The sequence below is a fragment of the Mesorhizobium sp. M0001 genome (assembly GCF_040324255.1).
Lineage (GTDB): Bacteria > Pseudomonadota > Alphaproteobacteria > Rhizobiales > Rhizobiaceae > Mesorhizobium.
In genome coordinates this window covers 13,023-35,028 of the sequence record NZ_JAMYVS010000005.1, presented here as the reverse complement: position 1 = coordinate 35,028, position 22,006 = coordinate 13,023, and the positions used below count along the sequence as shown (strand labels likewise).

Here is a 22,006-nt window from a genome sequence, read left to right as displayed (position 1 = left end):
CAACGCCACCAGCAAAGCAGCCAGATGAAGCGTTCCGTCCCCTTCGAGATATTCCGCTACGCCGCGATCTTCGCGGCGATGGCGGTGACGCTGGTACCGATCCTGTGGATGGTGTCGATGGCCTTCAAGCCGATCGCCGAATGGTCGGCGACCGGCGCCGACCTGACATGGTGGCCGAAGAACCCGACGCTCGGCAATTTCCAGTTCGTCTTCGGCGAGTCCAACAACAATCTGATCGTGGCGCTCGACCGCACCGCGCTGAAGCCGATCCTGTCGTCGCTGCTGTCTTCGGTGTTCGGCACGGCGATCGCAATGTCGGCGGGCACGGCTGCGGCCTACGGGCTGTCGCGTTTCGGCTCCGGCCAGAACCTGCCGCTGGCGCTGATCCAGCTCAGGCTGTTTCCGCCAATGGCGGTGATGATCCCGGTCATGATCATGTGGGCCTTCCTGAACTTCACCGACAGCTGGTTTGGCCTGGCCCTGATCTACGGCATCGTCACCCTGCCGTTCGCTTTCTGGCTCATGAAGACCTTCTTCGACGACATGCCGCGCGAGATCGAGGAAGCGGCGCTTGTCGAAGGTTGTTCGCGGCTGCGCGTCTTCACGCGCATCACGCTGCCGATGATGCGCGCACCGCTGGCCAGCGCCGCCCTCTTCGTCTTCATCCTCAACTGGTCGGACTATTTGATCGCGCTGCTGCTGACGACGCGTGAATGGGTGACGATCCCGGTCTACATGGCCTCGCTGTCCTCCTCGATGACCGGGCAGCTCTATGGCGCCAAGGCCGCGCTCGGTCTTATCGCCGCGGTGCCGCCGGTCATCATGGGCATCGCCATCCAGCGCCATCTGGTGCGCGGACTGACGTTCGGCGCGCTCAAGCAATGAGCGCGGTGACCGTGACTGTCTCAAAGGACGCAAAGGCCGCGCTTGGCAAGCCCGCGCTGCGGGACGAGGGAGCGCGGCTGGGATTCCGGCTGACGCTGCCGGCGCAGGTTTTGGTGCTCTTCATCTCCGTCTTCCCGCTGCTGATGCAGCTCTACATCAGCGTCACCGACTGGTCGCCGCTCTCCGGCCTCGGCTGGTGGAACGCATGGGAGATGTGGAACAGCTTCGCCAACTACACCGACCTTGCCGCCGATGCGCGCTTCTGGAGCGCGCTGAGGCGCACGGCCATCGTCATGGTCGTGTGCGTGCCCGTCGAATTCCTGCTTGGCCTGGCATTGGCGACGCTGTTCGCGGACGATTTTCCGGGCAAGCGGATCTTCTATTCGATCCTGCTGATGCCGATGATGGTGGTTCCGGCGGTGGCCGGCTACATGTTCTTCATGCTGTTCCAGTCGGGCGGGCCGCTGAACGACATCCTGTCGGCACTCAGCGGTTCCCGCGTCACCATCGCCTGGCTGTCTGACCCCACACTGGCGCTGATCGCGGTGATCATCGCCGATATCTGGCAGTGGACGCCGCTGATGTTCCTGATCCTGCTTGCCGGCCTGGTCGGCGTGCCGCAGGACCAGATCAAGGCGGCGACCCTGCTCGGCGCCAACCCGTGGCAGCGCTTCGTCACCATCGTGCTGCCGAAGATGAAGACGATCATCATCATCGCGCTGGCGATCCGCGTCATCGAGAACTTCAAGATCTTCGACACGCTCTACATCATGACCGGCGGCGGCCCCGGCGTCGCCACGGAGACGATCTCCGTCTACATCTACAAGGTCACGACGCAGGACCTGATCTGGGGCTATGTGGCGGCGATCGCGCTGGCCATCCTGGTCGTGCTTTCGATCGTTGCCGTATTCGCCATGAAGCGCATGGCGCGGGCAAGGCTGGTGCCGGCATGAGCGCGATCCAGCTGCGCAACCTGGTCAAGACCTTTGGCGAGTTCACGGCGCTGAAGACCATGGACCTCGACATCGCCGATGGCGAGTTCATGGCGCTCCTCGGGCCTTCGGGCTGCGGCAAGTCGACGACGATGAACATGATCGCCGGCATGGAGGAGCCGACCAGCGGCAAGATCCTGTTTGGCGAGCGCGACATGGCCGGCGTGCCGATGGGCCGGCGCGGCGTCGGCTTCGTTTTCCAGAACTATGCCATCTTCACCCACATGACGGTGCGCCAGAACCTTGCCTATGGGCCGCGGATGCGCGGTGCGGCGAAAGCTGAGATCGACCGCCGCGTCGGCGCCACCGCCGAGCTGCTGCAGTTGACGCCGCTGCTCGACCGCAAGGCCGACCGGCTCTCGGTCAACATCCTGCAGCGGGTGGCAATCGGACGCTCGGCGATCATGGAGCCGGCCATCTTCCTGCTCGACGAGCCGCTGTCCAATGTCGACGCCGCCTTCCGGGCGGTAATGCGGACCGAGCTCAAGCAGCTGCAGCGCCAGTTCAGGCAGACGATGGTCTACGTCACCCATGACCAGCTCGAGGCCATGACCATGGCCGACCGCATTGCCGTCATGGATCACGGCGTGCTGCAGCAGGTGGGAACGCCGCTGGAAGTCTACAACAATCCAGCCAATGTCTTCGTCGCCCGCTTCATCGGCGCTCCGGGCATGAACCTGCTGAAGGGAAGGCCGGCGGAGAGCGACCGGGGCCTGGTGGTCGATCTCGGGCCACTGGGGGTCACGCCGACGCTGCCGGATGCGCTGGCCGCCACCTTGCGCGGATCGCGCTCTGAGGTGCTTTACGGCTTCCGGCCCGAACAGGTGTCGCTGGTGCAGAGCGGGCAGGGCCTCGCCATGCCGGTGAGCTTCGTCGAGCGGATCGGCGCGAGGACCATCGTCCATCTCGGCGATGGCGAGACCGCCGTGAAGGCGGTGTTCGACAATGCTGTCGGACTGTCGATCGGCGAGCTTGCCGTCGTCGCCCCCGTGGCATCGTCCGTGCGTGTCTTCGATGCCCGCAGCGGCATTGCGATGAAGGCAGGTTGACATGGCCGATATCGTCTTTCGCAATGTCAGCAAGCGTTACGGCACGACGCTCGCGGTCGACGACGCCTCGTTCACCGTCAATGACAACGAATTCTTCTGCTTCTTCGGGCCGCCGCTGTCGGGCAAATCGACAATCCTGCGCCTGGTGCTCGGGCTGGAGACGCCTGACGCCGGAGAGATCCTGATCGGCGGCAAACCGGTCAACACCGTCTCGCCGGCCGAGCGCAATGTCGCCATGGTGTTCCAGAACCTGGCGCTGTTCCCCCATATGAGCGCGCGCGAAAATGTGCGTTTCCCGCTGGTCGAGCGCAAGGTCGCCGAGGCCCAGATCGAAACGCGTGTCGCCGATGTGGCCGCCAAGCTCCACATCGGCCATATTCTGCACAAGCCGCCGGCGCAGCTTTCCGGTGGCGAGCGGCAGCGCGTGGCCATAGCCCGCGCCCTGGTGCGCGACCCGAACGCCTATCTGATGGACGACCCGATCTCTGCGCTCGATGCGCGGCTGCGCGAGGAAACGCGCGTCGAGCTCAAGCGCATCCAGCGCGAACTCGGCAAGACGCTGATCTACGTCACCCATGACCAGGAAGAGGCGATGTCGATCGCCGACCGCATCGCGATTCTGGAGAATGGCAGGATCCGACAGATCGGCGCCCCGTCCGAGATCTACGACCGCCCGGCGAACACCTATGTGGCGCGACTGCTTGGTTCGCCGATGATGAACATCCTCAAATCCGTTTGCGGCGAAGATGGCCTCGAGGCCGCCGAAGGCACGGTCAGCATCGACGATCGCGCTGCTCCGGCCGACGCGATCGAAATCGGGCTCAGGCCGGAGGACATCAAGGTCCGGCCCTGGGTCGAAGGGGGCGCTGGCCGCCCGGCGCGCGTATTCGAGGTCGAGCCCCTTGGCGGCTACACGGTGGTAACGCTCGCCGCCGGAGAGGCGCGGCTGAAGGCGCTGCTGCGCGGCCAGCCCGACATCAGGCCGGATGCGGTGGTAGCGATATCCTGCGAGCCGGCCCGGGTGCATTATTTCGGGCAGGACGGAGGCGCGTTGGCGAGATGATCGCGGCTGCGAAAACAGAATTTCGGGAGGAAGACATGGCGAGCGAAGGCTTCGAGCCGGACGTGAAGGTCCGCACGAAAGAATACCGTATCGGCTGCATCGGCGCTGGCATGATCATGGCCGAGTGCCATCTGGCAGCCTATCGCGAAGCGGAGTTCAACGTGGTGGCGATCGCCTCGCGCACCCGTTCCAATGCGCAGAAGGTCGCCGCGCGTTGGGACATCCCGACCGTCCACGACACGCCGGAACAGCTGATCGAGGATTCTGAGGTCGAGATCGTCGACCTTGCCTTTCCACCCGATCTGCAGCCGGCGCTGATCCGCCATGCGCTGAAGCAGCCTCACATCAAGGCGATCCTGGCGCAGAAGCCACTGGCGCTGTCGGTCGATGAAGCCGTGAAGCTGCGCGACGAGGCAGCCAAGTCAGGCAAGATCCTCTCGGTCAACCAGAACATGCGCTACGACCAGTCGATGCGCGTGCTGAAGCAGATCATCGACGGCGGCGCGCTGGGCGACATCGTCTTCGCGCAGATCGACATGCATGCGATCCCGCACTGGCAGACTTTCCTTCAGGACTACGACCGGCTGACGCTCGCCAATATGAGCGTGCATCATCTCGACGTGCTGCGCTTCCTGTTCGGCGATCCCTCGGAAATCACCACGCTGACACGCAAGGACCCGCGCACGACATTCGAGCATAGCGACGGCATCACCGTCTCGACGCTGCGCTTTCCCTCCGGCGTGCTCGCCGTGTCGTTGGAGGATGTCTGGTCCGGCCCACGCCAGGAGGGCTATCTGGACGACCAGCACATCAACTGGCGCGTCGACGGCACCAAGGGTGTCGCCAAAGGCACGATCGGCTGGCCGAAAGGCGCTGCCTCGACGCTGACCTTCGCGTCGACCGAGACGACCGGCGGCGAATGGGTCAGCCCGAGCTGGGACACGATGTGGTTCCCGCACGCCTTCATCGGCGTCATGGAGCAATTGCAGCACGCGGTGAAGACCGGTGCGCCGCCGGCATTATCGGTGGCCGACAACGTCAAGACGATGGCGCTGGTCGAGGCCGGCTATCGCTCGATCGACGAGGGCCGCACCATCAAGCTTTCCGAAATCTCGATAAAATCAGCCAACTGAATCGCTTAGGGAGGAATTCACATCATGATGCAGGCAGGTATTTTCACGGGCTATTTCCCGTACGGCCTCGAAGAGACGGCGAAGAAGATCCGCGGGCTCGGTTTCAACACGGTGCAGCTCGACCTGCATTTTAGGGATGTCGATCTGTCGGCCGGGCAGATCACCCAGGACAAGGCCAAGCAGGTGCGCGACGTCTTCCGCGACAACAACCTGCCGATCTGCTGCGTGTCGGGCTACACCAACATCATTCATCCCGACAGATCCGAGCGCGATAAGCGCGTCGGGTATCTCAAGGAAATCATCCGCAATGCGCGCAGCTTCGGCTCGCCCTACGTGATCTCCGAGACCGGTACCTACAACACCGAATCCGACTGGGTGCATCACCCGAAGAACAAGACCGAGGGAGGCTTCGAGGAATGCCGCAAGGTGATCGCCGAGCTTGCCCAGACCGCCTACGACCACGGCGCGGTCTTCCTCCTCGAGACTTACGTTAACAACGTCGTGGGCTCGGTCGAGGAGACGGTGAAGATGTTCGCCCAGGTCGACCATCCCGGCCTCGGCCTGTTGATGGATCCGACCAACTATTTCGAGACCCACAATATCGACAAAATGGACCAGATCCTCAACCAGGTGTTCGACACGCTGACCGACAAGATCAAGATCGCGCATGCCAAGGACGTCAAGCGTTCGGGCAGCGACAAGTCGGAAAAGCATGCCGACATCGGCGACGAGGATGCGATGGAGAGCCACACGTTCCGCGGCGTCGGCGAGATCGAGCTGCCGGCGCCCGGGCTGGGATCGCTGAATTACGATCTCTATCTGCAGCGGCTGGCGGAAAAGCACCCAAACATCCCGGTCATCATCGAGCATCTCTCTGAAGACGACGTGCCGCGCGCGAAGAAATTCCTCGATGGGAAGTTCCGCGCCAACGGCCTGTGAGCGCCGGTTGCGCCGCCGGCGCATGGCGGTCGCAACTCCAACCAAGGGAGGAATGAATGTTGAAATTCGCATTGAAAGTGGCTGCCGCGGCAACGCTGGTAGCCGGGGTCTCCTTGAGCCTGCCGGCATTCGCCCAGGCCGGCCAGAAGACCTTCTATCTGCTGTCGCATGGTGGCCCTTCGGACGCGTTCTGGATCGACTGGAATGCCGGCGCGACCAAGGCCTGCGACCAGCTCAAGGTGACCTGCAAGATCTCGTTCAGCGGCGGCGACATGGCGGCGCAGAAGGAGGCTTTCAACTCGGCGCTCGCCGCCAAGCCGGACGGCATCGCTACCACCTCGGCTCAGCCCGGCCTGTGGACGGAGGAGGTGAAGGCCGCCAAGGCCGCCGGCATACCGATCGTGTTCTTCAACACCGACGATCCGGCGACCGGGCGTCAGGCCTATGTCGGGGCCGACCTCAGGGAAGCGGGCGTCATCTGGGCCAAGTATCTCGTCGACCACAAGATGGTGAAGCAGGGCGACAAGGTGTTCCTGCCGGTCGAAGTGCCGGGCGCCAGCTACCAGCAGCTCGAGACCGAGGGCATCGCCAGCGTCTTCGATCCGCTCGGCATCAAGTACGACGTGGTCGATTGCGGCACCGACCCGGCCGGCATCATCGCCAAGATGACCGACTACATGGTCGCCAACAATCCGCCGGCAATCATTGCACTCGGCGATTCCGTGGCAGCAAGCATCAAACGCGTCTTCGACGGGGCCGGTGTGTCGGCCGGCAAGGTCCCGGTCGTCGGCTGGGGCAACTCAAAGGAGACGGCCGAGGCGGTCAAGTCCGGCTTCGTCAATGCTGCGGCCTGGCAGTACCCGTCGGCGCAGGGCTTCATGCCGGTGGCGCTGCTCGGGCTTGCGGCCTCTGGCGAGCCGATCGGCTACGACATTCACACATTCAGCCTCTACGACGCCTCGAGCGTCGAGCCGATCCTGAAACTCTACAACAAGTGACGACAATCGGCGCCCGCCCCGAAATGGCGGGCCCCGGACGAAACGCATGGTCCTGACAGATATGGCAATCACAGCAGACGACGACACGCAGCGAGCGAAGGGCAGGTCTGCGCTGCTGCGCTCGCCGCAATTCTCCTCGCTCATCATCCTCATCGTGCTACTCGTGGTGTTCGCCATCGCCGACGGCAACTTCCTGTCGCCGCTCAACATATCCAACATGATGGCGTTCCTGCCCGAGCTCGGCATCATCGCTCTCGGCATGACGCTGCTGCTGACGGCGGGCGAGTTCGATCTGTCGGTCGGCGCCGTGTTCGGCCTTGCGCCCGTCGTGGTGATGCTGCTGGTGCAGAATGGCGGTATCGACATCGGCGTCGCCCTCCTGGCCGGGCTTGTGCTGTGCATCGCGATCGGCGCCATCAACGGGCTGATCGTCACCAAGATCGGCATTTCCTCGTTCCTGGTCACGCTGTCGATGCTGCTCGTCGTGCGCGGCGCGGCGCTCTACATCACGCAGGGATTCCCCCTGAAGTCGTGGGACCAGCCCGGCTTCTTCGTCACGCTGCTTGCCGGCAGCTTCAATGTAGGCTCGTTCCGGTTCTACACCTCGCTCTGGTGGTTCATCGGCCTGTCGCTGCTGGCGATTTACATCCTGCGCTACGCGAAGCTCGGCAACTGGATCAGCGCCATCGGCAGCAACCGCAACGCAGCGGTGGCGCGCGGCGTGCCGGCCGACGCGGTCAAGATCTGGCTGTTCATCCTGACCTCGGTGGTGGCCGGGCTGGCCGGCATGATCAGCGCGTTCCGGATTTCGGCCGCCTCGCCGGTGGCCGGCACCGGCTACGAACTCGAAGTGATCGCCATGGTGGTGGTCGGCGGCACGGCGCTCACTGGCGGGCGCGGCACCATCCTCGGCACCATCGTCGGCGCGCTGATGCTGCGCGCCATCCGCAACGGCATCGTGCTGATCGGCGTGCCGGGCTTGGCATACAACATCTTCGTCGGCGTCATCATCCTCGCCATGCTCATCCTGCACGCTTTGCTGCAGAAGAACGCCGCAAGGAGCTGACGATGGAAGTGCTGCGTCTGCAAGACCTGCAAAAGTCCTTCGGCAACGTGCGTGCGCTGAAGAACGCCTCGTTCACCCTCAACGAAGGCGAGGTGGTTGCCCTGCTCGGCGACAATGGCGCCGGGAAATCGACGCTGATCAAAGCGATCTCCGGCGTCTTCCCGGCCGACCACGGCGACATCTTCGTGCGCGGCGAGAAGGCATCGATCCGCTCGACGCGCGACGCGATGGACCTCGGCATCGAGACCATCCATCAGGACACATCGCTCGCGCCGGACCTCAGCATCGCGCGCAATCTTTTCCTGGGCCGGGAGCCGGTCAATTTCGGTTGGCTCGGCGTGTTCGCGCCGCTCGATCTCGCCAAGCTTCGCAACGCCGCCTCGGCGCTGCTGAAGCGGGTCGGCATTTCGAAAAAGCTCGATGCCGATGCACTGGTGAGCACGCTCTCGGGCGGTGAGCGGCAATCGATCGCGATCTCGCGCGCCATGCAGTTCGCCGCCAAGGTGATCATACTCGACGAGCCGACCAACAATCTTGGCGTCGAGGAAACCCACGGCGTGCTGCGCTTCGTCAAGGAGGTGCGCGACGCCGGCCACTCGGTGCTGCTCATCACCCACAACATCCACCACGTGTTCCAGGTCGCCGACCGCATCATCGTCATGCGCCGCGGCGAAATCGTCGCGGAACAGACGGTCGCCGACACCGACCTGTTGACGGTGGAAAGCATCATCACCGGCGCCGACATGTCGGCCTTGCTCAAGGAGGCGAGGGCAAAGTGAAGGACGTCGCATGGTAGAGCTTTACGGCAAGACGCTGTCGCGAAGGCAGGTGGCCGAGCGGTCCGGCATGCTGTCGCAGTTTGCCGGCGTGCGGCTGATGACGCTCGGCGACGGCGTGGAGCGCGGCATCCGGATGCTCGAGTTCCGCACCGGCTCCGGCCTGCGCTTCACGGCGCTGGTCGACCGGGCGCTCGATATCGCCGATTGCGACTTCCGGGGCCAGGCGATCGGCTGGCATTCGCCGAGCGGCTTTCGCCAGCCCGGACTGCACGAGCATGAAGGGGAGGACGGTTTCGCCTTTGGCCGGTCGTTCTCGGGGCTGCTCGTCACCTGCGGCCTCGACCATATACTGGGCCGGCAAGACGTGCCGGCCGAAAGCTACAATTATCCGGGGCGCAAGCGGGTATTGCACTCGCTGCATGGCCGCATCGGCACCGTGCCGGCGCGGCTGACCGGCTACGGCGAGGCCTGGGACGGCGACCGCTGCGTGCTGTGGGCGGAAGGCATTGTCCAGCAGGCAACCGTGTTCGGCGAGGATCTCCATTTGCTGCGCCGCATCGAGGCCGATGTCGGCGGCAGCGAGATCCGCCTTTCGGACCGCGTCGTCAATCATGGTTTCAGCCGCACGCCGCACATGTATTTCTATCACGTCAACGTCAGCCATCCCTTGCTCGACGAGGGTTCGCGCTACCTGGCGCCGATCCGGGATGTCGTCTGGGCGGCGCACGCCGGCGATCGTTACGAGGCGCAGAAGGTCGGCTACCGAACCGTGCCGGCGCCGCAGCTGGGATTCAGCGAGCAGGTCTGGGAGCACGAGCTTGGCGCCGATGCGGCGGGCGAGGTGCCGGTGGCCGTCGTCAATGACCAACTGGGGCTCGGCTTCGAGGTCGTTACCCGCAAGGATCAGCTGCCCTGCACCTATCAGTGGCAGAACTTCCAGGCAGGCCTATATGCGTTGGGAATCGAACCCTCGACGCATCATGTTCTGGGCAATCTCGCCGCGCGCGAACGGGGCGAGATGATCTGGCTGGACCATGGCGAAAGCCGCTCCTATGACGCCGTGTTCCGGGTGCTCGACGGTGCCGGTCAGATCGCCCAAGCGGAAGCGAGGATAGGGTCGATCGCCCGGCAGCCGCAACAGGATTACCCTGCGCCGTCGGGCGCTTTTGCGAGACTGCAGGCGTGACCGGCTTGAAACGCACGATCGGTTGCCGCGGCGGGCGGGAAGTGCGCCGGAATACGGAAGCAGGCGCGGCCCGGCCGACCCCAGGCGGCCCTTGCGGAGCGCAGGCGGGAAACGGAGATGACGATGACGGCAAGCAGGAAGCGCGACTACAGCCTGGTCGGTGAAAGCACCAAGCGCGCCATCGAGACCGGATTGGCTTCGGCCGAATGGTATCACACCGATGTCCCGCGCAGGGCGATCAAGGAGTTGATGCAACGCTCCGACGGGCCGGCGATCCGCGACACGATCATCTGGGTCGCGGCGATCCTGGTGTCGGCCGCCGGCATCGTATGGTTCTGGGGCACTTGGTGGGTGGTGCCGTTCCTGTTCGTCTATGGCGTGCTTTACGGCTCGTCGAGCGACTCGCGCTGGCACGAATGCGGCCACGGCACCGCGTTCCGGACGCGCTGGATGAACGATGTCGTCTACCAGATCTCAAGCTTCATGCTGATGCGCAACCCCGTGCAATGGCGCTGGAGCCATGCCCGCCATCACACCGATACCATCATCGTCGGCCGCGATGCCGAAATCGCCGTCATGCGTCCCCCAGATCTGTTGCGGGCGGCGCTCGCCTTCACCGGTATTCTCGATTTCCGCTATTCGCTGCCGACGCTGGTGCGCCAGGCGTTCGGCAAGCTGTCCGATGAAGAGAAGAGCTATATCCCCGAGATGGAGCAGCACAAGGCGGTGATCGCTGCGCGCTGGCATGTCGCCATCTATGCGGCGACAGTCGGGCTGGCGTTGTTCACGTGGTCGCTGCTGCCGCTCGTGCTGATCGGCCTGCCGCGCCTCTATGGCAGCTGGCACATGGTGCTGACAGGGTTGCTGCAGCATATCGGCCTGGCCGACAATGTCGTCGATCACCGGCTGAACACGCGCACCGTCTACATGAACCCGGTCAGCCGCTTCATCTACTGGAACATGAATTATCACGTCGAACACCATATGTTCCCGATGGTGCCCTATCATGCGCTGCCAAGACTGCACGAGCTGATCAAGCACGACTTGCCGGTGCCGAACCCGTCGATTTGGCATGCCTATCGCGAGGTCTGGCCGGTGCTGCTTCGACAGCTGAAATACGAGGATTTTTATCTCAAGCGGAAATTGCCACCGACAGCCAGACCCTATCGCGGCGAATTTCACCAGGTGGATATGTCGGCGGCCGCTGAATAGCGATAGCGAATTTTGCCGGAGCCGGAGATGGCTGACTGGATTGAAGCGTGCGCGGTGGACGACATCTCGAAAGAGGATGTCATCTGCTTCGATCCTCGCGGTTTGCTGCTCGCCCGATGACGAGTTCTTCGCCACCGACGGATATTGGACCCATGAGAAGGCGCATCTAGCCGAAGGGCTGGTGATCGACGACGTCATCGAATGCCTTGAAGCACATTGGCCGCTCTGCGACCGGCCAGGTCAAGGGCGCGCCGGTCTGCGTCAAGCTCGCGATCTATCCGATGAGAATCGAGGCCGGCAAGGTGATGATCCAGATCTGACGCGTGGTAACCGGTCCAGCACCGCGTTTAGCAAACTCAGAGTGACGTTTTCCTGAGCCGAAAGAGACAGACCGTCGCCGACGGGCGCGCCATGGAGGGTAAGCGCCAGCTGACCATGCTGCGCGTGCTGGTCATGGACGTGGCCGAGGGCCGCCGACCGGGCTGAGGTCGATCGTCTCGATGTCGCCGGAGTTGTGCTGAACCCTAGATCGCGATGCGGCCCCCAGCCTGTTCACCGTGCCGGCCTAGAATTTCTTCGAGATCGGCACCGCCGACTGTTTTCTTAGTTGGGCTTTCCGGCTCCACAAGACGGGCACCGACGCCGTCATTGCAGCGCCGGCTATGCCACGGTCACCGTGCCCAGACATATGTGCTTGGCCCTTTGACCCTGATCGACGAGGTCCTGATTCACTGCTGCTTCTGCTGATCAGCTTTGAGGTGCTGATTGTGCGGTTTGATCTGGCAGCGTTGATACTGGGCGCTACCGCGATCGAAGCGGAAGGACAGCGCCTACCGCAGCGGCAAAACGACCGCCTGAACAAGATCAGTGTGAGGGAAGGAGATGGAATTTATTGGTGCGCAGCGAGCGCGGCAAAGCTGCGCAGGTGATCGTGGCTGGAAAGCGTCGCTACAAAGGCGGTGCGTTGTCAGTTTGGAAGCCGACACGCGTCCGGCAGACGACGGTGATCTCGCTGGCTGACTGCGGCGCGGGATTATTATTGAACGACGGCAGGAAGTAGGCTCGGTGCCACGCCGTGCGTCCAGGACTCGGGTTGGAGTGGATTATGGTTCGGGGTGACGATAGCCGATCTGCGCAGCCTCGAACCTCCAGCGCTTGCCGCATGTTGGGCAGGGGTACAATTGTCACTTTCACGCTCGACCTGCTCCGCGTGTGCGTCAGGATGATGCTACACTCAAATTCTCACCACGGCTCAAGGTTCTCCTCGGCAGCGAGGCTTCATGCCGTAAGCGAGCCGCCCCGGGAAACTGATTTCAATTCCTTCGCAGCCGCAACGAGGCGCGGTCATTCCCGACGGCTTTGATGAGCTCCATCACCTGCTCAGGCGTGATGCCGTTCTGCTGGGCAAAATGGAAGAGTTCGTTGCGTTCGTTGGACGACCCGGTTCCTGTCGCGAAAATCACGCTCGGTTTTGTTGTCCGTCATCATCTTCTCCTTTCAACCTCAATTCGCCGGCCCGAACCGCCCGCTGGAGCAAAACCCGAGACCGCCGAACGCGGAGGCTGATCGAGCCTCGCTAGGGCTGCTGCGAGTAGACGAAAGCTCCAACTGGCGAAAGCTGGAGGAGCTTGTCGAATGCCGGGGTGGAGTCGGCGCACGCCGTGGCATCGCGTCGGCGACCTTCACCACCCGCCCAGAACACGGACGGGAGCAGCCTCGGAAAGATCCGCCCACCAGGCAATGAAGCTACGCGAACACCGAGTTCCTCGTCAGCAGACGCTCTCGTGGATGTCTTACACCCGGCATTCTCGCCGGAATGATCGAAGTGGATGGCGAGGCCAAAGGCGAGCGCTCGCTCGGCGATCATATTGACAAGATGGCTTTCGCCGATCGACAGCGCCGGAACGGCCTCTTTCAACGCCTCGAGAGCATGCCGTATCGACAAAAGACCCCGCCGCTTGCGGCTGCTCACATATTGATCGATCAGGGATTCCAGTGGCATCTGCCTGCCTCCGCTTCGGACAGGATCTCGTAGCGTGGCTGCGGAGCAACAGCATTCACATTGGTTAAGAGATGGCGGCGAACGCCATCATGCATGCCGCCAAAAACAGACGGCGGTGGGGCTGGCTGATTACCCCGGGTTGGAGCGCTACCCTCGGATAAGCATGGCACGACCGTCGCGCCGGGTTCGGACATTTTCGGTGCTACTGCTCCGGTACCGCGGAGGTTTGTGGATGGTTGCGTGCCGCCTCGGCGATTTCCGGAATGAATTTCGTCGCGGTGCAGCTTCGGTTTACATTGGCGCGGGCGGTAAATACCTCTTGCCCGCAGACTTGCGAAGCGAGCGCGATCGGCACGTGCACCGCCAGTGGCAACTCGGTCTCAGCCACTCCCAGATGTCTTGCAACCTGTTGCTTCACCTCCGGCCGGCCGAGCGAGACGTCAACGCCGACATCATCCTTGGCGGTCGGCGACGATCCTTGCGCCGGCAGTCGACCCTGCTTGGCTGTTTGCGACGAGTCGCCGGATTGCTGCGCGGGCTGACTTGTCTGCGCAGATGCCTCGACGCCCAAAGTCAGCGAGGCCGCCAGTCCCAAAAAAGCCCGGAGCCCCAAAGACGCAACCCGAAGTCCGAATGTGCTCATTGTCATGTTCCTCACCGTGCGGGGTTCAACCTGGCGCGCTCAGAGTTCGGTGTTGCTTCGGCCTCTTTCGAAGACAGGGATGTCTTCCTCCTCCTCATCATTGTCACCGGTTGGTATGTCCTCGGCGTAGCTGCGGGTCAGTTCCTCGGTTTCGCTTAAGCCGTCGATCGTCTCATTGGCGCCTGCCCCTTCATCATGACGACCGGTAATTTCGCTGCGGGGCCTTGCGCCGATCGGCTGGTCGACATCGTCGGCTCCCCCGAAACCTGGCTCCGCGCCGTGCCTGTCTTCGTGGCCCACGGGGCTGTCCAACACGGCGGCATCCTCCGGGCGAATGGGTTCATCATTGGCGAAGTCACTTCGTCTCGAATGCGAGGTCTCGTTTTGCTTTGGCATGTCAGGTCTCCTGTTCGTTTGGCAAATTCGACGACGCTGGTGCTTGCACGCCGGACTACCTGAGCGACGCACCCTTTAGAGTTCCTGCATCGACGACCGCTTGAAGGTTGCAGCGTCCCTGGGGGCGGAGGCAGTGCCAGAGGGTTGGCACAGACTCCACAGCGCCGCGAAGAACCAACGTCGTGGCCAGATCCACTCAGCCCTGAGAACCGCTCTTGCTCAGTTGCTGGGCATGTTTGGAATGCTGCCGGATGACCGGCGCGGTCTTTTTCGCATGGGCCGCCAGATGTTTTTCCTGACCATTTTCCGCATAGGAGGTCATCAGCGTCAGGGCTTCCTGGTGCGCTGCAACCTGGGCGTCGACGTAGGCGTTATCGAACGCCCCGCTGCTGTCGTTGCTCAATGCTTCCAATTGGGCAGCATGCTTGCTTGTCATCTCCGGTGCCACTGCGACGTCGTCCTTCTTTGCCGCCGCAATGAGCCGCTTGGAAGAATTCGTGTGGTCCTTGATCATCATGCGAGCGAATTCCTTCACTCGTGATGTCTTCGATTTCCGCAGCGCCAACTCACTCGACTGGATCTCGAACATGTCTGAACTCGCAGCTGCTTTGACAAATTCCTGCGGGGACGTCGTCGCGGTCTGAGCCATTGCCCCCGGGCTGATGAGACCGATGGCGATCGCAGCCAAAAGCACTTTGACGAAATGCATGTTGTGCTCCTGCAATATTGCTTAACTGGCCCAACACGGCCGAGCTGCCGTTGTTCCCCTTTTTGTGACAATAAATACCGGGCGGCAGGCGTAGACCCCGAATGGCTCCTGCTCAGCGCTTTGATCATAGATCCGGCCGTATTGCAGGACCGGTGACTGCGCGGAGCTCAGCGCGGTTCTCCGATAAGGCACTATGATCGCAGAGCAGCCGACCGACTTCGTAAGCCCAGTGGATGCGCAGGAGTGCGCTGTTTGCCGACCCGTCGCCGTGGGTCACGCGTCGTGGCAGACCTGTCCGACAGGTCCATGAAAACTTCTGCAAAGCTGCGATGATGATGGGCAAATAGGCCCAGCACCTAGCTTAGTATAATACGCGCCCGCTGGCCCGGCCGGCCGGCTTTTCGTTTGCCCTCGGAACCTGGTCAATTCGCACAGTTGCTCCCCTGCGATGGCGCGGGCCGCCTCGAATCTGAAGTTCTGTCAATCGCCCGACGCGGCTGCTGCCCTCCCTGCCGCGAGCCGGAATGCATAACGATTGCGGATGTGGCTGTTAAAATAGACGCCCTTGGCAAAGGCAGCTTTGAACGCGGCAACGGCCTCAGCAGGTACGTCCAAAAACTCGTAATGCTTCCCGCTCGCTACAAACCAAACCGAGAGAACCCTGGTGTTCGGGTCATAGTCGAACTTGCGTATCGAAGTCGACGGCATGGTAGGCCATCCAAACTCAGCCGGGTTGGATCGCCAGCTACAGGCTGAAACTGTATTCGAAGACGTGCCCGCGCTTCTCGTCGGCAACCCTGATCCAAATGGGTTCGCTGGTGCGCAGGGTGACGTCGCGCTCCGTCGCTTCCCGCGCCGCCCTGATCGGCGTTGTCGCGTGCACGATGTGGGTAGCCATCACGGTATCGCCATCCATTTCCTCAACGTGGTATTTTGGCACTTGTGTTCCTAAGCGTCTAGTTCGAGAGGCTGATCGTGATCCGGATCGGCATGATAAGCGACCTGGCGAAAGTCGCGCATATCGATCTGTTGGCCGCAAACAGGGCAAGGCATGAAATGATCGAGCTCGCTCGCGGGCGGGCCTTCATGTCGGTGCCCAATTATTGGTCTGCCGAGATCCGATAGCCTGGTCATTATTTCCGCAGAGCCTTCGCTTCTCGCTCCAGCGTTTCGCGTTGGTTGCCGTGCTTCGCGATCAATTCCTTGACCTGCTGCGGGGTGATCCCGGCCTTGGCTGCGAAATACTCGACTTCATAATCCTCATCGGCCGAGACACGGTCCCGATCGCGAAAATCCCGCTTGCTCTTGTCGTCGGCCATATCGATTCCTCCTTCGCTCATCCCGCAACGCCGAGTTGACGTGTTTGTTGCACCCAAGAGGCTGATTTCCGGTTTCGGAACTATTTTAGCTTAATCTTATTGAATTGCCGGAGGGCGGATCAGTGCATGCGTTTGAAGTTCATCGAGCCGTTGATGCCGACCCTTGTGGAGAAGCTCCCGAGGGTGAAGGCTGGACTCACGAGGTCAAGTTCGACGGCTACCGATCGCAGATGATCATCGATGAAGACGGCACACGCATGTATACGCGCAACGGCCACGACTGGACCGCGAAATATCGCGACCTGGTGGGGGAGGCAAAGAGTCTTGGTGCCGAAAGCGCGATTGTCGACGGTGAGATCATCGTCTTGAACGAAGCTGGCCTTTCGGACTTCGGCGACCTGCGCAAAGCGATCACCCGCCGACAGCAAGACCTCTATTTCGTCGTCTTCGATCTATTGCACCTCAATGGGCACGATCTGCGCGACATGGCGCTTGAGGAGCGGCGCGAGATCCTGGCCAGCATGATCAAGCCCGGGCGGCGTATTCAGTTCAGCGAGCCTCTGCCCGGCGAAGCCAAGGCGATCCTCCACTTGCTCGACCAAGCCGGACTTGAAGGCATGGTGTCGAAGCGGAAGGACAGCAAATACCGCAGCGGTCCGTCGGCCAACTGGCTGAAGGCCAAGTGCTATGCGATCGACGAGTTCGATCTGCTCGGCGTCGAGCGTGAAGCGGACAAGCCGGCTTTCGCTCTCATGGCCGAGCGGGGCACAGGGCGCTATGTCGGCAGCGCGTTCGTCACCTTGAACCGGGAAATGCGCGAGAGCTATGGAAACGCAAGAGCACCCAGGCACGGCGCCCAAGGGCGTCATGAAGCGGCCTGCGACGCAATGGGTCAAGCCGGGGCTGATCGGCCGCGTAAAGCACCTGCGCGGCGAGGATGACCTGCGCCACGCCTCACTGCAGGACTTCCGAGAGGATGACACAGATGGCCGTGGCTAGGAAAGATCAGGAGCGCGCCACCTACGCCTGGATGTACGCCCAAGCGAGCAAGGATGGCAAGGAGACGTGCGGTGCCAGCCTACTGGGGAGAGCATGCCGACGCGTGGCTGCAGGGCTTTGACGGTGAGCCGGTGGCCGCCTTCGGCAAGACCAAGACTGTCAACGACGAAATGGAAGCCGAGGTCGACGAAGCTGCCGTCGAGCGCCTGCTGGAACCTAAGCGCTGGATCGAGCTTAGGCTTCATGAGCACACGCGGCGTCAACTTTCTCGATCGCTGGATCGGCAACAATTTCCCCGAAACGGCTAAGACCGACGCCGTTTCGGTAAGTGAGTACATACACAAATTGTATGCCGACGCTAAAGCCTTGACGATCGAGCGCGAAGAGATCGACGAAGAGGTTGATAGCCTATATCGGACGCTGGTCGATGCCGTCGTGCACTTTGCCCCAGGTGTTCCCGAATGAGCAAGCCGGCCGTCCTATTTTTGAACCAATGGATAAAAAAACACGATCTATCCGACGCCGGTGCGCCGAAAGAGCGAGCGGAGATCGAGCAGCTCGCAAAGCGCTTAATCGCCGACGCGGAGGCTGAGGGGATTGCGGAAAGCGAGCTGACCGAGGCGTTCGACGACAAGGAGGTCGACAGCCTTTATCGTACCCTCCTCGATGTTAATTCTGGGATACCGGAATGAGTGTTCCCGGGCCTGAAGGTTCTGGACAGTTGGGTGGCCGAGCAGTTTCCCACTGTGGCGAGGGGCGATCCGATCGCCACCAGCGAGTTGGCATAAGGTTCTCATGTAAGTGCGGGCGGCCGATTTGAATTCGGCCAACTGTGGCAGAAAAACAACTGCATCAATCGGCGCGCTCTGCTACCAAAAAGGTAGTTACAGGAGATCACCTATGAAGAAGCTGCTTCTTGGTCTGTCGTTGTCTCTGCTGGCTTCGTCGGCGTATGCTGCCGATGCCATCGTTGCAGAAGCCGCGCCGGTCTTTAGCTGGACGGGTGGGTACGTCGGCCTACAGGCAGGCTATGCTTGGGGGAATGGCAACATAGACGAAATCGGTGGGCCGGGCTTTGTCGACACAGATCCCGACGGGTTCCTTGGTGGCGTCTACGCCGGTTACAACTATCAGATGTCCAATAACATTGTGATTGGCGCGGAGCTGGACGTCGTATATGCGAATGTTGATGGCAGCGGCCAAGTCTTCAGCGCTCCTGGTATCCCGATCCCGGGCGGCATCGCCACCGAAGAACTCAACTGGAGTGCGGCGGCAAGACTGCGCCTAGGATATGCCGTTGATCGCTTTCTTCCTTATATTGCGGGTGGCGTTGCGTTTGGCGATGTCGACATAAGTAATAATGGAGGCGGACCTTCGTTCGGAGATACATTCACAGGATGGACGATAGGCGTGGGCTTGGATTATGCCATGACCGACAATCTGCTGCTGCGAGGCGAGTATCGCTATACCGACTTCGGTACAGAATCCTTTGGTGGTCTGGTCAATGCCGACGTTGATCTGAAGACCAACGAGGTTCGCTTCGGCATCGCCTACAAGTTCTAATCCCCTGATGTCATAATAGCCTGTCGCTCACCGCGACGGGCTTTTTTGTGCAAGAACCGTTTGCGGCGATCCCCTCAACGGAGTTCGCTACCATGGTCAAGACGAAAACCCCTCACAACACGTTTCGCAGGAACAGCTCGCCCGCTTCAAGATCGAGGCGGAACGGCTGCACAAGGCAATCGTTGGCCCGATTGTCGCCGATCTGCGACAATCACCAGGCCGTGCAGGATCCGCATGAAGTGCTGCTCAAGGCCGTGAAACAATCACCGACAGGGATTCGCTATCCGATGGCCTCTTACAGGTCCGGCGTCGCTGCCTAGTGCTGGATAGGTGGAGTCCCGAGACCGGGGAAGGGCAGCACGTTGCCGCCCGTCCCCCGCCGGCGGCGCAGTTCAACCTCTCGATAGACGAGGATGCCCATCACCATTTCCGCGCTGGCGATTTCCGATCTCGATGGCAACGACTTGAGCAATTGGTGCAGTTGTCGCGTTTCCATGGTCGCAATGTGGCCGGCGATGGCTTCGATGCTATCGCCCAAATTTCGCCAGTAACCCTGCGGACCTCTGCATAGGCTTGCTCTACAGCCGCGAAAACGTGTTGAGATGCAGACGCGACCTTTGGCCTTCTGCAAAGGCCAAGGCATAGGATTCGAGCTTGAATGATCGGGTGAGTTCCTGGTCTTCCTCGATCACGCGGACAAACCACTCGCCACAGGGTTCGCCAACTTCGACACAAAGGCGTGCTTTGCGAATTGGAATTATGTCAGCCATGGCGTTGCCTCCCAGCAATCAGGCCAAGCGGAGATTAACGTCGTAAGCGGCCTACAACAAGAAAAGGTTGGGCAGCAATACGAAGCTGAGGTGTGGGCACAAATGGCCGGCGCCATGGGTTGGGGAACCTGGGTGGGCACCGGCCAAGAGCGGACAGGTCCGCCGCGATGCATACATCGCCGATTGGTGCCGCGGTGGTAATGGTGTGATAGCGGAAGCTACGCTTTAGCCTTAGCCGTCGGCCTTGCCTTGCCCGTTGCAGTTGCCGTGGGCTGCGGTGCCTTCCTACCCAGACCGATCGACTTCGCCATGGCAGACCGTGAGGCCGCATAGTTGGGAGCGACCATCGGATAAGTGGATGGCAAGTTCCACTTCGTTCGATACGCGTCAGGAGTGAGACCGAAATCCACGCGCAGATGTCGCCGAAGGGTTTTGAACCGCTTACCATCTTCAAGACAGATGATGTAATCGGGAAATACTGACCTTTTTGGATTTACCGCAGGCACTGGTTCTTCGGTCGCGGCAGCCACGCGATGGCCAATCCCAGACAGCGACCCGTGCACTGAGGCTATCAGGTCCGCCAAGCCCGCGACCGGCACGGGATTGTTGCTGACGTACGCGGATACCACATCCGCCGTGAGTTCTACCAGTTCAGCGGCGTGGTCGGGGGCGTCGGTCATGGTGTGCGTCCTCGAATTTGAGAACGATCTATTATAGCTGCTGCCGCAGCTGCGCAACTCGAGGCCCGATGATGGGCCGCTTCCCTCGTAAGCACCAATCCTGTTGAGCCTGTGTTTGCCGATGGGGAAAGGACCATCGGAAGCAGTGCCAGACTTATCACAGGTTAAGTCGGTCCGGTGTTTATGATATAAGGTCGGGCATCATTCGCGTTCTGCTGGCCGCGGGTGACTGAGAGACCATAGCGCTCCCGCCCAAACGGAGAGCCGACATGCTTTATCAAAGCCCCTTAACCGCCAAGTTCCATCGTGCCTTCACCCTCACGTCAGGTGAGCGTCAAGCTCTCGACGCGGTAAGAATAAGGATCGTTGCGATTGGCGCAAACCAGAACTTGGTCCGGGAAGGCGACCAGCCGTCCCGGTGCATAATGGTCCTGGCTGGCTTAGCCAGCACCTCGAAGGTAACAGGAGACGGGAAGCGTCAGGTCACTGCTTATCATGTGCCTGGCGACATGCCCGATCTGTTGAGCCTGCACCTCGATCTGTTGGATAGCGACGTTCGAACGGTGAGCGCTTGCAGTGTTGGCTTCATAGATCACTCGGCTATCCGGCTGCTCTGCGAACGCCACCCCAGGCTGGCGGCAAATCTTTGGCGAACGACACTGGTTGATGCATCGATTTTTCGCGAATGGGTGGTCAATGTCGGGAAGCGCCAAGCGCTTGGCCGAGTGGCCCACCTTCTCTGTGAAATCATGCTACGTATGGAAGATGCCGGACTTGCGTCCGATCAAACCTGCGCTTTTGGTGTGACTCAAGCTGACCTTGGCGAGGCGACAGGGCTGTCGGCAGTCCACATCAACCGCACGCTCAAGTCTCTTCGGGAGAAGCACCTTACATCACTTGTGAATGGCCAATTGACCATCCATGATTGGGAAGGACTGGCCTTTCTTGCTGAGTTCCGGCACGATTACCTGCACTCAGCAAGGAACAATAAAACGGCCGAGTTCATGTCAATGCACTGATTGCTCCAGGGAAAAATCGCCAGAAATGCGGATTGGCTCCAAGGGTAGCCGGACCACTTGTTGGCCTTCGCTGGCCATCAGCGGTGCGATCGCCCCCCAACATGGTCAATGCTTTGATGGCGCGTCGAAGCGTTAGCGCAAGGGGTTCACTTGCGCGCAGAGTGCATTCGGATGCTTACCGGCCCACATGGGCGTTGACTGTCCGTATGGCCGTCTGCGTAGCACCATCCATCCCCTCAACGTGATACTTCGGCACTACAGGGTTTCCACCTCTCTTCATGGCTTTCGATTGGCCGCGCGATCGACCAATTTGTGGGCTCAGCCGCATCAATTCGAGCCCCGCTATTGGCTAGCGACTGTGGAAGAGGTTCCTGGGGCACACCATGCCGGCGCCCAAGGGAATAAATCTCGGCGACGCAATGGGTCAAGCCCGGGGCTCATGCGTCGCTGCAGATTTCGGGAGGACGGCGGATATTCGCTTTTCTCCGACCGAAAGCGTGCCAAGGGACGTCGCCAGCTAAACAGCAACCGGCGTTGACGCTTGAGAGCGCCTGGCAGCGTTCACGGTGGCCTGTATGGGCGCTCGACATTTCGCGAGTGGCAT

General features: G+C 61.4%; 28 protein-coding genes and 2 pseudogenes. 20 read left to right on the top strand and 10 right to left on the bottom strand.

Features of this window, described 5'->3' with window-relative positions:
• Window positions 1-24 precede the first annotated feature (24 nt).
• From NKK50_RS15680 to NKK50_RS15615, 14 genes and pseudogenes are all read left to right on the top strand, one after another.
• On the top strand, window positions 25-885 hold the full coding sequence (locus tag NKK50_RS15680) for a carbohydrate ABC transporter permease (RefSeq protein WP_023669474.1): 861 nt from the start codon (window positions 25-27) through the stop codon (window positions 883-885).
• Window positions 882-1,838: a carbohydrate ABC transporter permease gene (locus NKK50_RS15675; RefSeq protein ID WP_023834197.1), complete on the top strand. Its 957-nt coding sequence runs from the start codon at window positions 882-884 to the stop codon at window positions 1,836-1,838. The genes NKK50_RS15680 and NKK50_RS15675 overlap by 4 nt, the downstream gene beginning before the upstream one ends.
• Window positions 1,835-2,926: an ABC transporter ATP-binding protein gene (locus NKK50_RS15670; RefSeq protein ID WP_023731703.1), complete on the top strand. Its 1,092-nt coding sequence runs from the start codon at window positions 1,835-1,837 to the stop codon at window positions 2,924-2,926. Before NKK50_RS15675 ends, NKK50_RS15670 begins: the two co-directional genes overlap by 4 nt.
• 1 nt (window position 2,927) lies before the next feature.
• Window positions 2,928-3,989 (top strand): ABC transporter ATP-binding protein, encoded by a 1,062-nt coding sequence (locus NKK50_RS15665; RefSeq protein WP_023731702.1) that lies wholly within the window; start codon window positions 2,928-2,930, stop codon window positions 3,987-3,989.
• A 35-nt stretch (window positions 3,990-4,024) separates the two neighbouring features.
• Window positions 4,025-5,122, top strand: coding sequence for a Gfo/Idh/MocA family protein (locus NKK50_RS15660; RefSeq protein WP_352543619.1), 1,098 nt, complete (start codon window positions 4,025-4,027; stop codon window positions 5,120-5,122).
• A 24-nt stretch (window positions 5,123-5,146) separates the two neighbouring features.
• Window positions 5,147-6,061 (top strand): sugar phosphate isomerase/epimerase family protein, encoded by a 915-nt coding sequence (locus tag NKK50_RS15655; protein WP_023731700.1) that lies wholly within the window; start codon window positions 5,147-5,149, stop codon window positions 6,059-6,061.
• A gap of 56 nt (window positions 6,062-6,117) precedes the next feature.
• A complete protein-coding gene (locus NKK50_RS15650) occupies window positions 6,118-7,059 on the top strand; it encodes a sugar ABC transporter substrate-binding protein (RefSeq protein ID WP_023697393.1) in 942 nt (313 codons plus the stop codon).
• A gap of 61 nt (window positions 7,060-7,120) precedes the next feature.
• Window positions 7,121-8,125: an ABC transporter permease gene (locus NKK50_RS15645; protein WP_050586906.1), complete on the top strand. Its 1,005-nt coding sequence runs from the start codon at window positions 7,121-7,123 to the stop codon at window positions 8,123-8,125.
• The gene (locus tag NKK50_RS15640; RefSeq protein WP_023693351.1) at window positions 8,122-8,904 is read left to right on the top strand and encodes an ATP-binding cassette domain-containing protein; all 783 of its coding nucleotides are present in this window, start codon (window positions 8,122-8,124) and stop codon (window positions 8,902-8,904) included. The genes NKK50_RS15645 and NKK50_RS15640 overlap by 4 nt, the downstream gene beginning before the upstream one ends.
• Before the next feature lie 10 nt (window positions 8,905-8,914).
• Window positions 8,915-10,090: an aldose 1-epimerase family protein gene (locus NKK50_RS15635; protein ID WP_023697391.1), complete on the top strand. Its 1,176-nt coding sequence runs from the start codon at window positions 8,915-8,917 to the stop codon at window positions 10,088-10,090.
• A gap of 117 nt (window positions 10,091-10,207) precedes the next feature.
• Window positions 10,208-11,302 carry a fatty acid desaturase family protein gene (locus NKK50_RS15630; RefSeq protein ID WP_023697390.1) on the top strand — a complete coding sequence of 365 codons (1,095 nt, stop codon included), beginning with the start codon at window positions 10,208-10,210 and terminating at the stop codon, window positions 11,300-11,302.
• A 27-nt stretch (window positions 11,303-11,329) separates the two neighbouring features.
• Window positions 11,330-11,622 (top strand): annotated as a pseudogene (locus tag NKK50_RS15625) (Rieske 2Fe-2S domain-containing protein).
• Between the two features lie 572 nt (window positions 11,623-12,194).
• Window positions 12,195-12,362: a hypothetical protein gene (locus tag NKK50_RS15620; protein WP_156935602.1), complete on the top strand. Its 168-nt coding sequence runs from the start codon at window positions 12,195-12,197 to the stop codon at window positions 12,360-12,362.
• 302 nt (window positions 12,363-12,664) lie between these two features.
• Window positions 12,665-12,868, top strand: a complete 204-nt coding sequence (locus NKK50_RS15615) for a hypothetical protein (protein ID WP_352543618.1) — start codon at window positions 12,665-12,667, stop codon at window positions 12,866-12,868.
• A 10-nt stretch (window positions 12,869-12,878) separates the two neighbouring features.
• Here the strand turns inward: NKK50_RS15615 and NKK50_RS15610 are convergent, their stop codons facing one another.
• The 7 genes from NKK50_RS15610 to NKK50_RS15580 form a co-directional block, all read right to left on the bottom strand.
• Window positions 12,879-13,304, bottom strand: coding sequence for a hypothetical protein (locus tag NKK50_RS15610; RefSeq protein ID WP_156941437.1), 426 nt, complete (start codon window positions 13,302-13,304; stop codon window positions 12,879-12,881).
• Between the two features lie 202 nt (window positions 13,305-13,506).
• Window positions 13,507-13,947, bottom strand: coding sequence for a hypothetical protein (locus NKK50_RS15605; RefSeq protein ID WP_023707404.1), 441 nt, complete (start codon window positions 13,945-13,947; stop codon window positions 13,507-13,509).
• 39 nt (window positions 13,948-13,986) lie between these two features.
• Window positions 13,987-14,343, bottom strand: a complete 357-nt coding sequence (locus tag NKK50_RS15600; RefSeq protein ID WP_023685250.1) for a hypothetical protein — start codon at window positions 14,341-14,343, stop codon at window positions 13,987-13,989.
• Window positions 14,344-14,539: 196 nt separating this feature from the next.
• The gene (locus NKK50_RS15595) at window positions 14,540-15,052 is read right to left on the bottom strand and encodes a DUF4142 domain-containing protein (protein ID WP_023731696.1); all 513 of its coding nucleotides are present in this window, start codon (window positions 15,050-15,052) and stop codon (window positions 14,540-14,542) included.
• Window positions 15,053-15,532: 480 nt separating this feature from the next.
• The gene (locus NKK50_RS15590) at window positions 15,533-15,760 is read right to left on the bottom strand and encodes a KTSC domain-containing protein (RefSeq protein WP_023673160.1); all 228 of its coding nucleotides are present in this window, start codon (window positions 15,758-15,760) and stop codon (window positions 15,533-15,535) included.
• Window positions 15,761-15,797: 37 nt separating this feature from the next.
• Window positions 15,798-15,992, bottom strand: coding sequence for a hypothetical protein (locus NKK50_RS15585; protein ID WP_352543617.1), 195 nt, complete (start codon window positions 15,990-15,992; stop codon window positions 15,798-15,800).
• A gap of 193 nt (window positions 15,993-16,185) precedes the next feature.
• Window positions 16,186-16,371, bottom strand: a complete 186-nt coding sequence (locus NKK50_RS15580; protein ID WP_023700484.1) for a DUF3606 domain-containing protein — start codon at window positions 16,369-16,371, stop codon at window positions 16,186-16,188.
• A 126-nt stretch (window positions 16,372-16,497) separates the two neighbouring features.
• On the opposite strand from NKK50_RS15580, the pseudogene NKK50_RS15575 reads away from it, so the two are divergent.
• From NKK50_RS15575 to NKK50_RS15555, 5 genes and pseudogenes are all read left to right on the top strand, one after another.
• A pseudogene (locus tag NKK50_RS15575) lies at window positions 16,498-17,370 on the top strand (ATP-dependent DNA ligase).
• A gap of 71 nt (window positions 17,371-17,441) precedes the next feature.
• Window positions 17,442-17,678, top strand: coding sequence for a hypothetical protein (locus NKK50_RS15570; RefSeq protein WP_023731693.1), 237 nt, complete (start codon window positions 17,442-17,444; stop codon window positions 17,676-17,678).
• Complete coding sequence (locus NKK50_RS15565) at window positions 17,614-17,835, top strand: DUF768 domain-containing protein (protein WP_023734069.1); 222 nt, start codon at window positions 17,614-17,616, stop codon at window positions 17,833-17,835. The genes NKK50_RS15570 and NKK50_RS15565 overlap by 65 nt, the downstream gene beginning before the upstream one ends.
• Window positions 17,832-18,062 (top strand): DUF768 domain-containing protein, encoded by a 231-nt coding sequence (locus NKK50_RS15560; RefSeq protein WP_023673149.1) that lies wholly within the window; start codon window positions 17,832-17,834, stop codon window positions 18,060-18,062. Before NKK50_RS15565 ends, NKK50_RS15560 begins: the two co-directional genes overlap by 4 nt.
• 208 nt (window positions 18,063-18,270) lie before the next feature.
• Window positions 18,271-18,933 (top strand): outer membrane protein, encoded by a 663-nt coding sequence (locus NKK50_RS15555; RefSeq protein WP_023673148.1) that lies wholly within the window; start codon window positions 18,271-18,273, stop codon window positions 18,931-18,933.
• Window positions 18,934-19,249: 316 nt separating this feature from the next.
• Here NKK50_RS15555 and NKK50_RS15550 read toward each other — a convergent pair whose 3' ends face one another.
• The 3 genes from NKK50_RS15550 to NKK50_RS15540 all read right to left on the bottom strand — a co-directional run bounded on the left by NKK50_RS15550 (window position 19,250) and on the right by NKK50_RS15540 (window position 20,383).
• On the bottom strand, window positions 19,250-19,471 hold the full coding sequence (locus tag NKK50_RS15550) for a hypothetical protein (protein WP_023731691.1): 222 nt from the start codon (window positions 19,469-19,471) through the stop codon (window positions 19,250-19,252).
• A gap of 40 nt (window positions 19,472-19,511) precedes the next feature.
• Entirely contained in the window at window positions 19,512-19,703 is a 192-nt protein-coding gene (locus NKK50_RS15545; protein ID WP_023713745.1) for a hypothetical protein, read from the bottom strand.
• Window positions 19,704-19,921: 218 nt separating this feature from the next.
• Window positions 19,922-20,383 carry a Ros/MucR family transcriptional regulator gene (locus NKK50_RS15540; RefSeq protein WP_023673144.1) on the bottom strand — a complete coding sequence of 154 codons (462 nt, stop codon included), beginning with the start codon at window positions 20,381-20,383 and terminating at the stop codon, window positions 19,922-19,924.
• Window positions 20,384-20,652: 269 nt separating this feature from the next.
• Here NKK50_RS15540 and NKK50_RS15535 point away from each other — a divergent pair, with 269 nt between their 5' ends.
• Window positions 20,653-21,402, top strand: coding sequence for a Crp/Fnr family transcriptional regulator (locus tag NKK50_RS15535; RefSeq protein ID WP_023686036.1), 750 nt, complete (start codon window positions 20,653-20,655; stop codon window positions 21,400-21,402).
• The last annotated feature ends 604 nt before the right edge of the window (window positions 21,403-22,006 follow it).

Coding starts and splice junctions, on each gene's coding strand:
- NKK50_RS15535 (WP_023686036.1), top strand. CDS start 20,653: ATGCTTTATCAAAGCCCCTTAACCGCCAAGTTCCATCGTGCCTTCACC.
- NKK50_RS15565 (WP_023734069.1), top strand. CDS start 17,614: ATGAGCACACGCGGCGTCAACTTTCTCGATCGCTGGATCGGCAACAAT.
- NKK50_RS15595 (WP_023731696.1), bottom strand. CDS start 15,052: ATGCATTTCGTCAAAGTGCTTTTGGCTGCGATCGCCATCGGTCTCATC.
- NKK50_RS15650 (WP_023697393.1), top strand. CDS start 6,118: ATGTTGAAATTCGCATTGAAAGTGGCTGCCGCGGCAACGCTGGTAGCC.
- NKK50_RS15610 (WP_156941437.1), bottom strand. CDS start 13,304: ATGCCACTGGAATCCCTGATCGATCAATATGTGAGCAGCCGCAAGCGG.
- NKK50_RS15590 (WP_023673160.1), bottom strand. CDS start 15,760: ATGCCGTCGACTTCGATACGCAAGTTCGACTATGACCCGAACACCAGG.
- NKK50_RS15560 (WP_023673149.1), top strand. CDS start 17,832: ATGAGCAAGCCGGCCGTCCTATTTTTGAACCAATGGATAAAAAAACAC.
- NKK50_RS15555 (WP_023673148.1), top strand. CDS start 18,271: ATGAAGAAGCTGCTTCTTGGTCTGTCGTTGTCTCTGCTGGCTTCGTCG.
- NKK50_RS15600 (WP_023685250.1), bottom strand. CDS start 14,343: ATGCCAAAGCAAAACGAGACCTCGCATTCGAGACGAAGTGACTTCGCC.
- NKK50_RS15605 (WP_023707404.1), bottom strand. CDS start 13,947: ATGAGCACATTCGGACTTCGGGTTGCGTCTTTGGGGCTCCGGGCTTTT.
- NKK50_RS15545 (WP_023713745.1), bottom strand. CDS start 19,703: ATGGCTGACATAATTCCAATTCGCAAAGCACGCCTTTGTGTCGAAGTT.
- NKK50_RS15615 (WP_352543618.1), top strand. CDS start 12,665: ATGAGCTCCATCACCTGCTCAGGCGTGATGCCGTTCTGCTGGGCAAAA.
- NKK50_RS15665 (WP_023731702.1), top strand. CDS start 2,928: ATGGCCGATATCGTCTTTCGCAATGTCAGCAAGCGTTACGGCACGACG.
- NKK50_RS15660 (WP_352543619.1), top strand. CDS start 4,025: ATGGCGAGCGAAGGCTTCGAGCCGGACGTGAAGGTCCGCACGAAAGAA.
- NKK50_RS15680 (WP_023669474.1), top strand. CDS start 25: ATGAAGCGTTCCGTCCCCTTCGAGATATTCCGCTACGCCGCGATCTTC.
- NKK50_RS15630 (WP_023697390.1), top strand. CDS start 10,208: ATGACGATGACGGCAAGCAGGAAGCGCGACTACAGCCTGGTCGGTGAA.
- NKK50_RS15645 (WP_050586906.1), top strand. CDS start 7,121: ATGGCAATCACAGCAGACGACGACACGCAGCGAGCGAAGGGCAGGTCT.
- NKK50_RS15655 (WP_023731700.1), top strand. CDS start 5,147: ATGATGCAGGCAGGTATTTTCACGGGCTATTTCCCGTACGGCCTCGAA.
- NKK50_RS15635 (WP_023697391.1), top strand. CDS start 8,915: ATGGTAGAGCTTTACGGCAAGACGCTGTCGCGAAGGCAGGTGGCCGAG.
- NKK50_RS15580 (WP_023700484.1), bottom strand. CDS start 16,371: ATGGCCGACGACAAGAGCAAGCGGGATTTTCGCGATCGGGACCGTGTC.
- NKK50_RS15540 (WP_023673144.1), bottom strand. CDS start 20,383: ATGACCGACGCCCCCGACCACGCCGCTGAACTGGTAGAACTCACGGCG.
- NKK50_RS15675 (WP_023834197.1), top strand. CDS start 882: ATGAGCGCGGTGACCGTGACTGTCTCAAAGGACGCAAAGGCCGCGCTT.
- NKK50_RS15670 (WP_023731703.1), top strand. CDS start 1,835: ATGAGCGCGATCCAGCTGCGCAACCTGGTCAAGACCTTTGGCGAGTTC.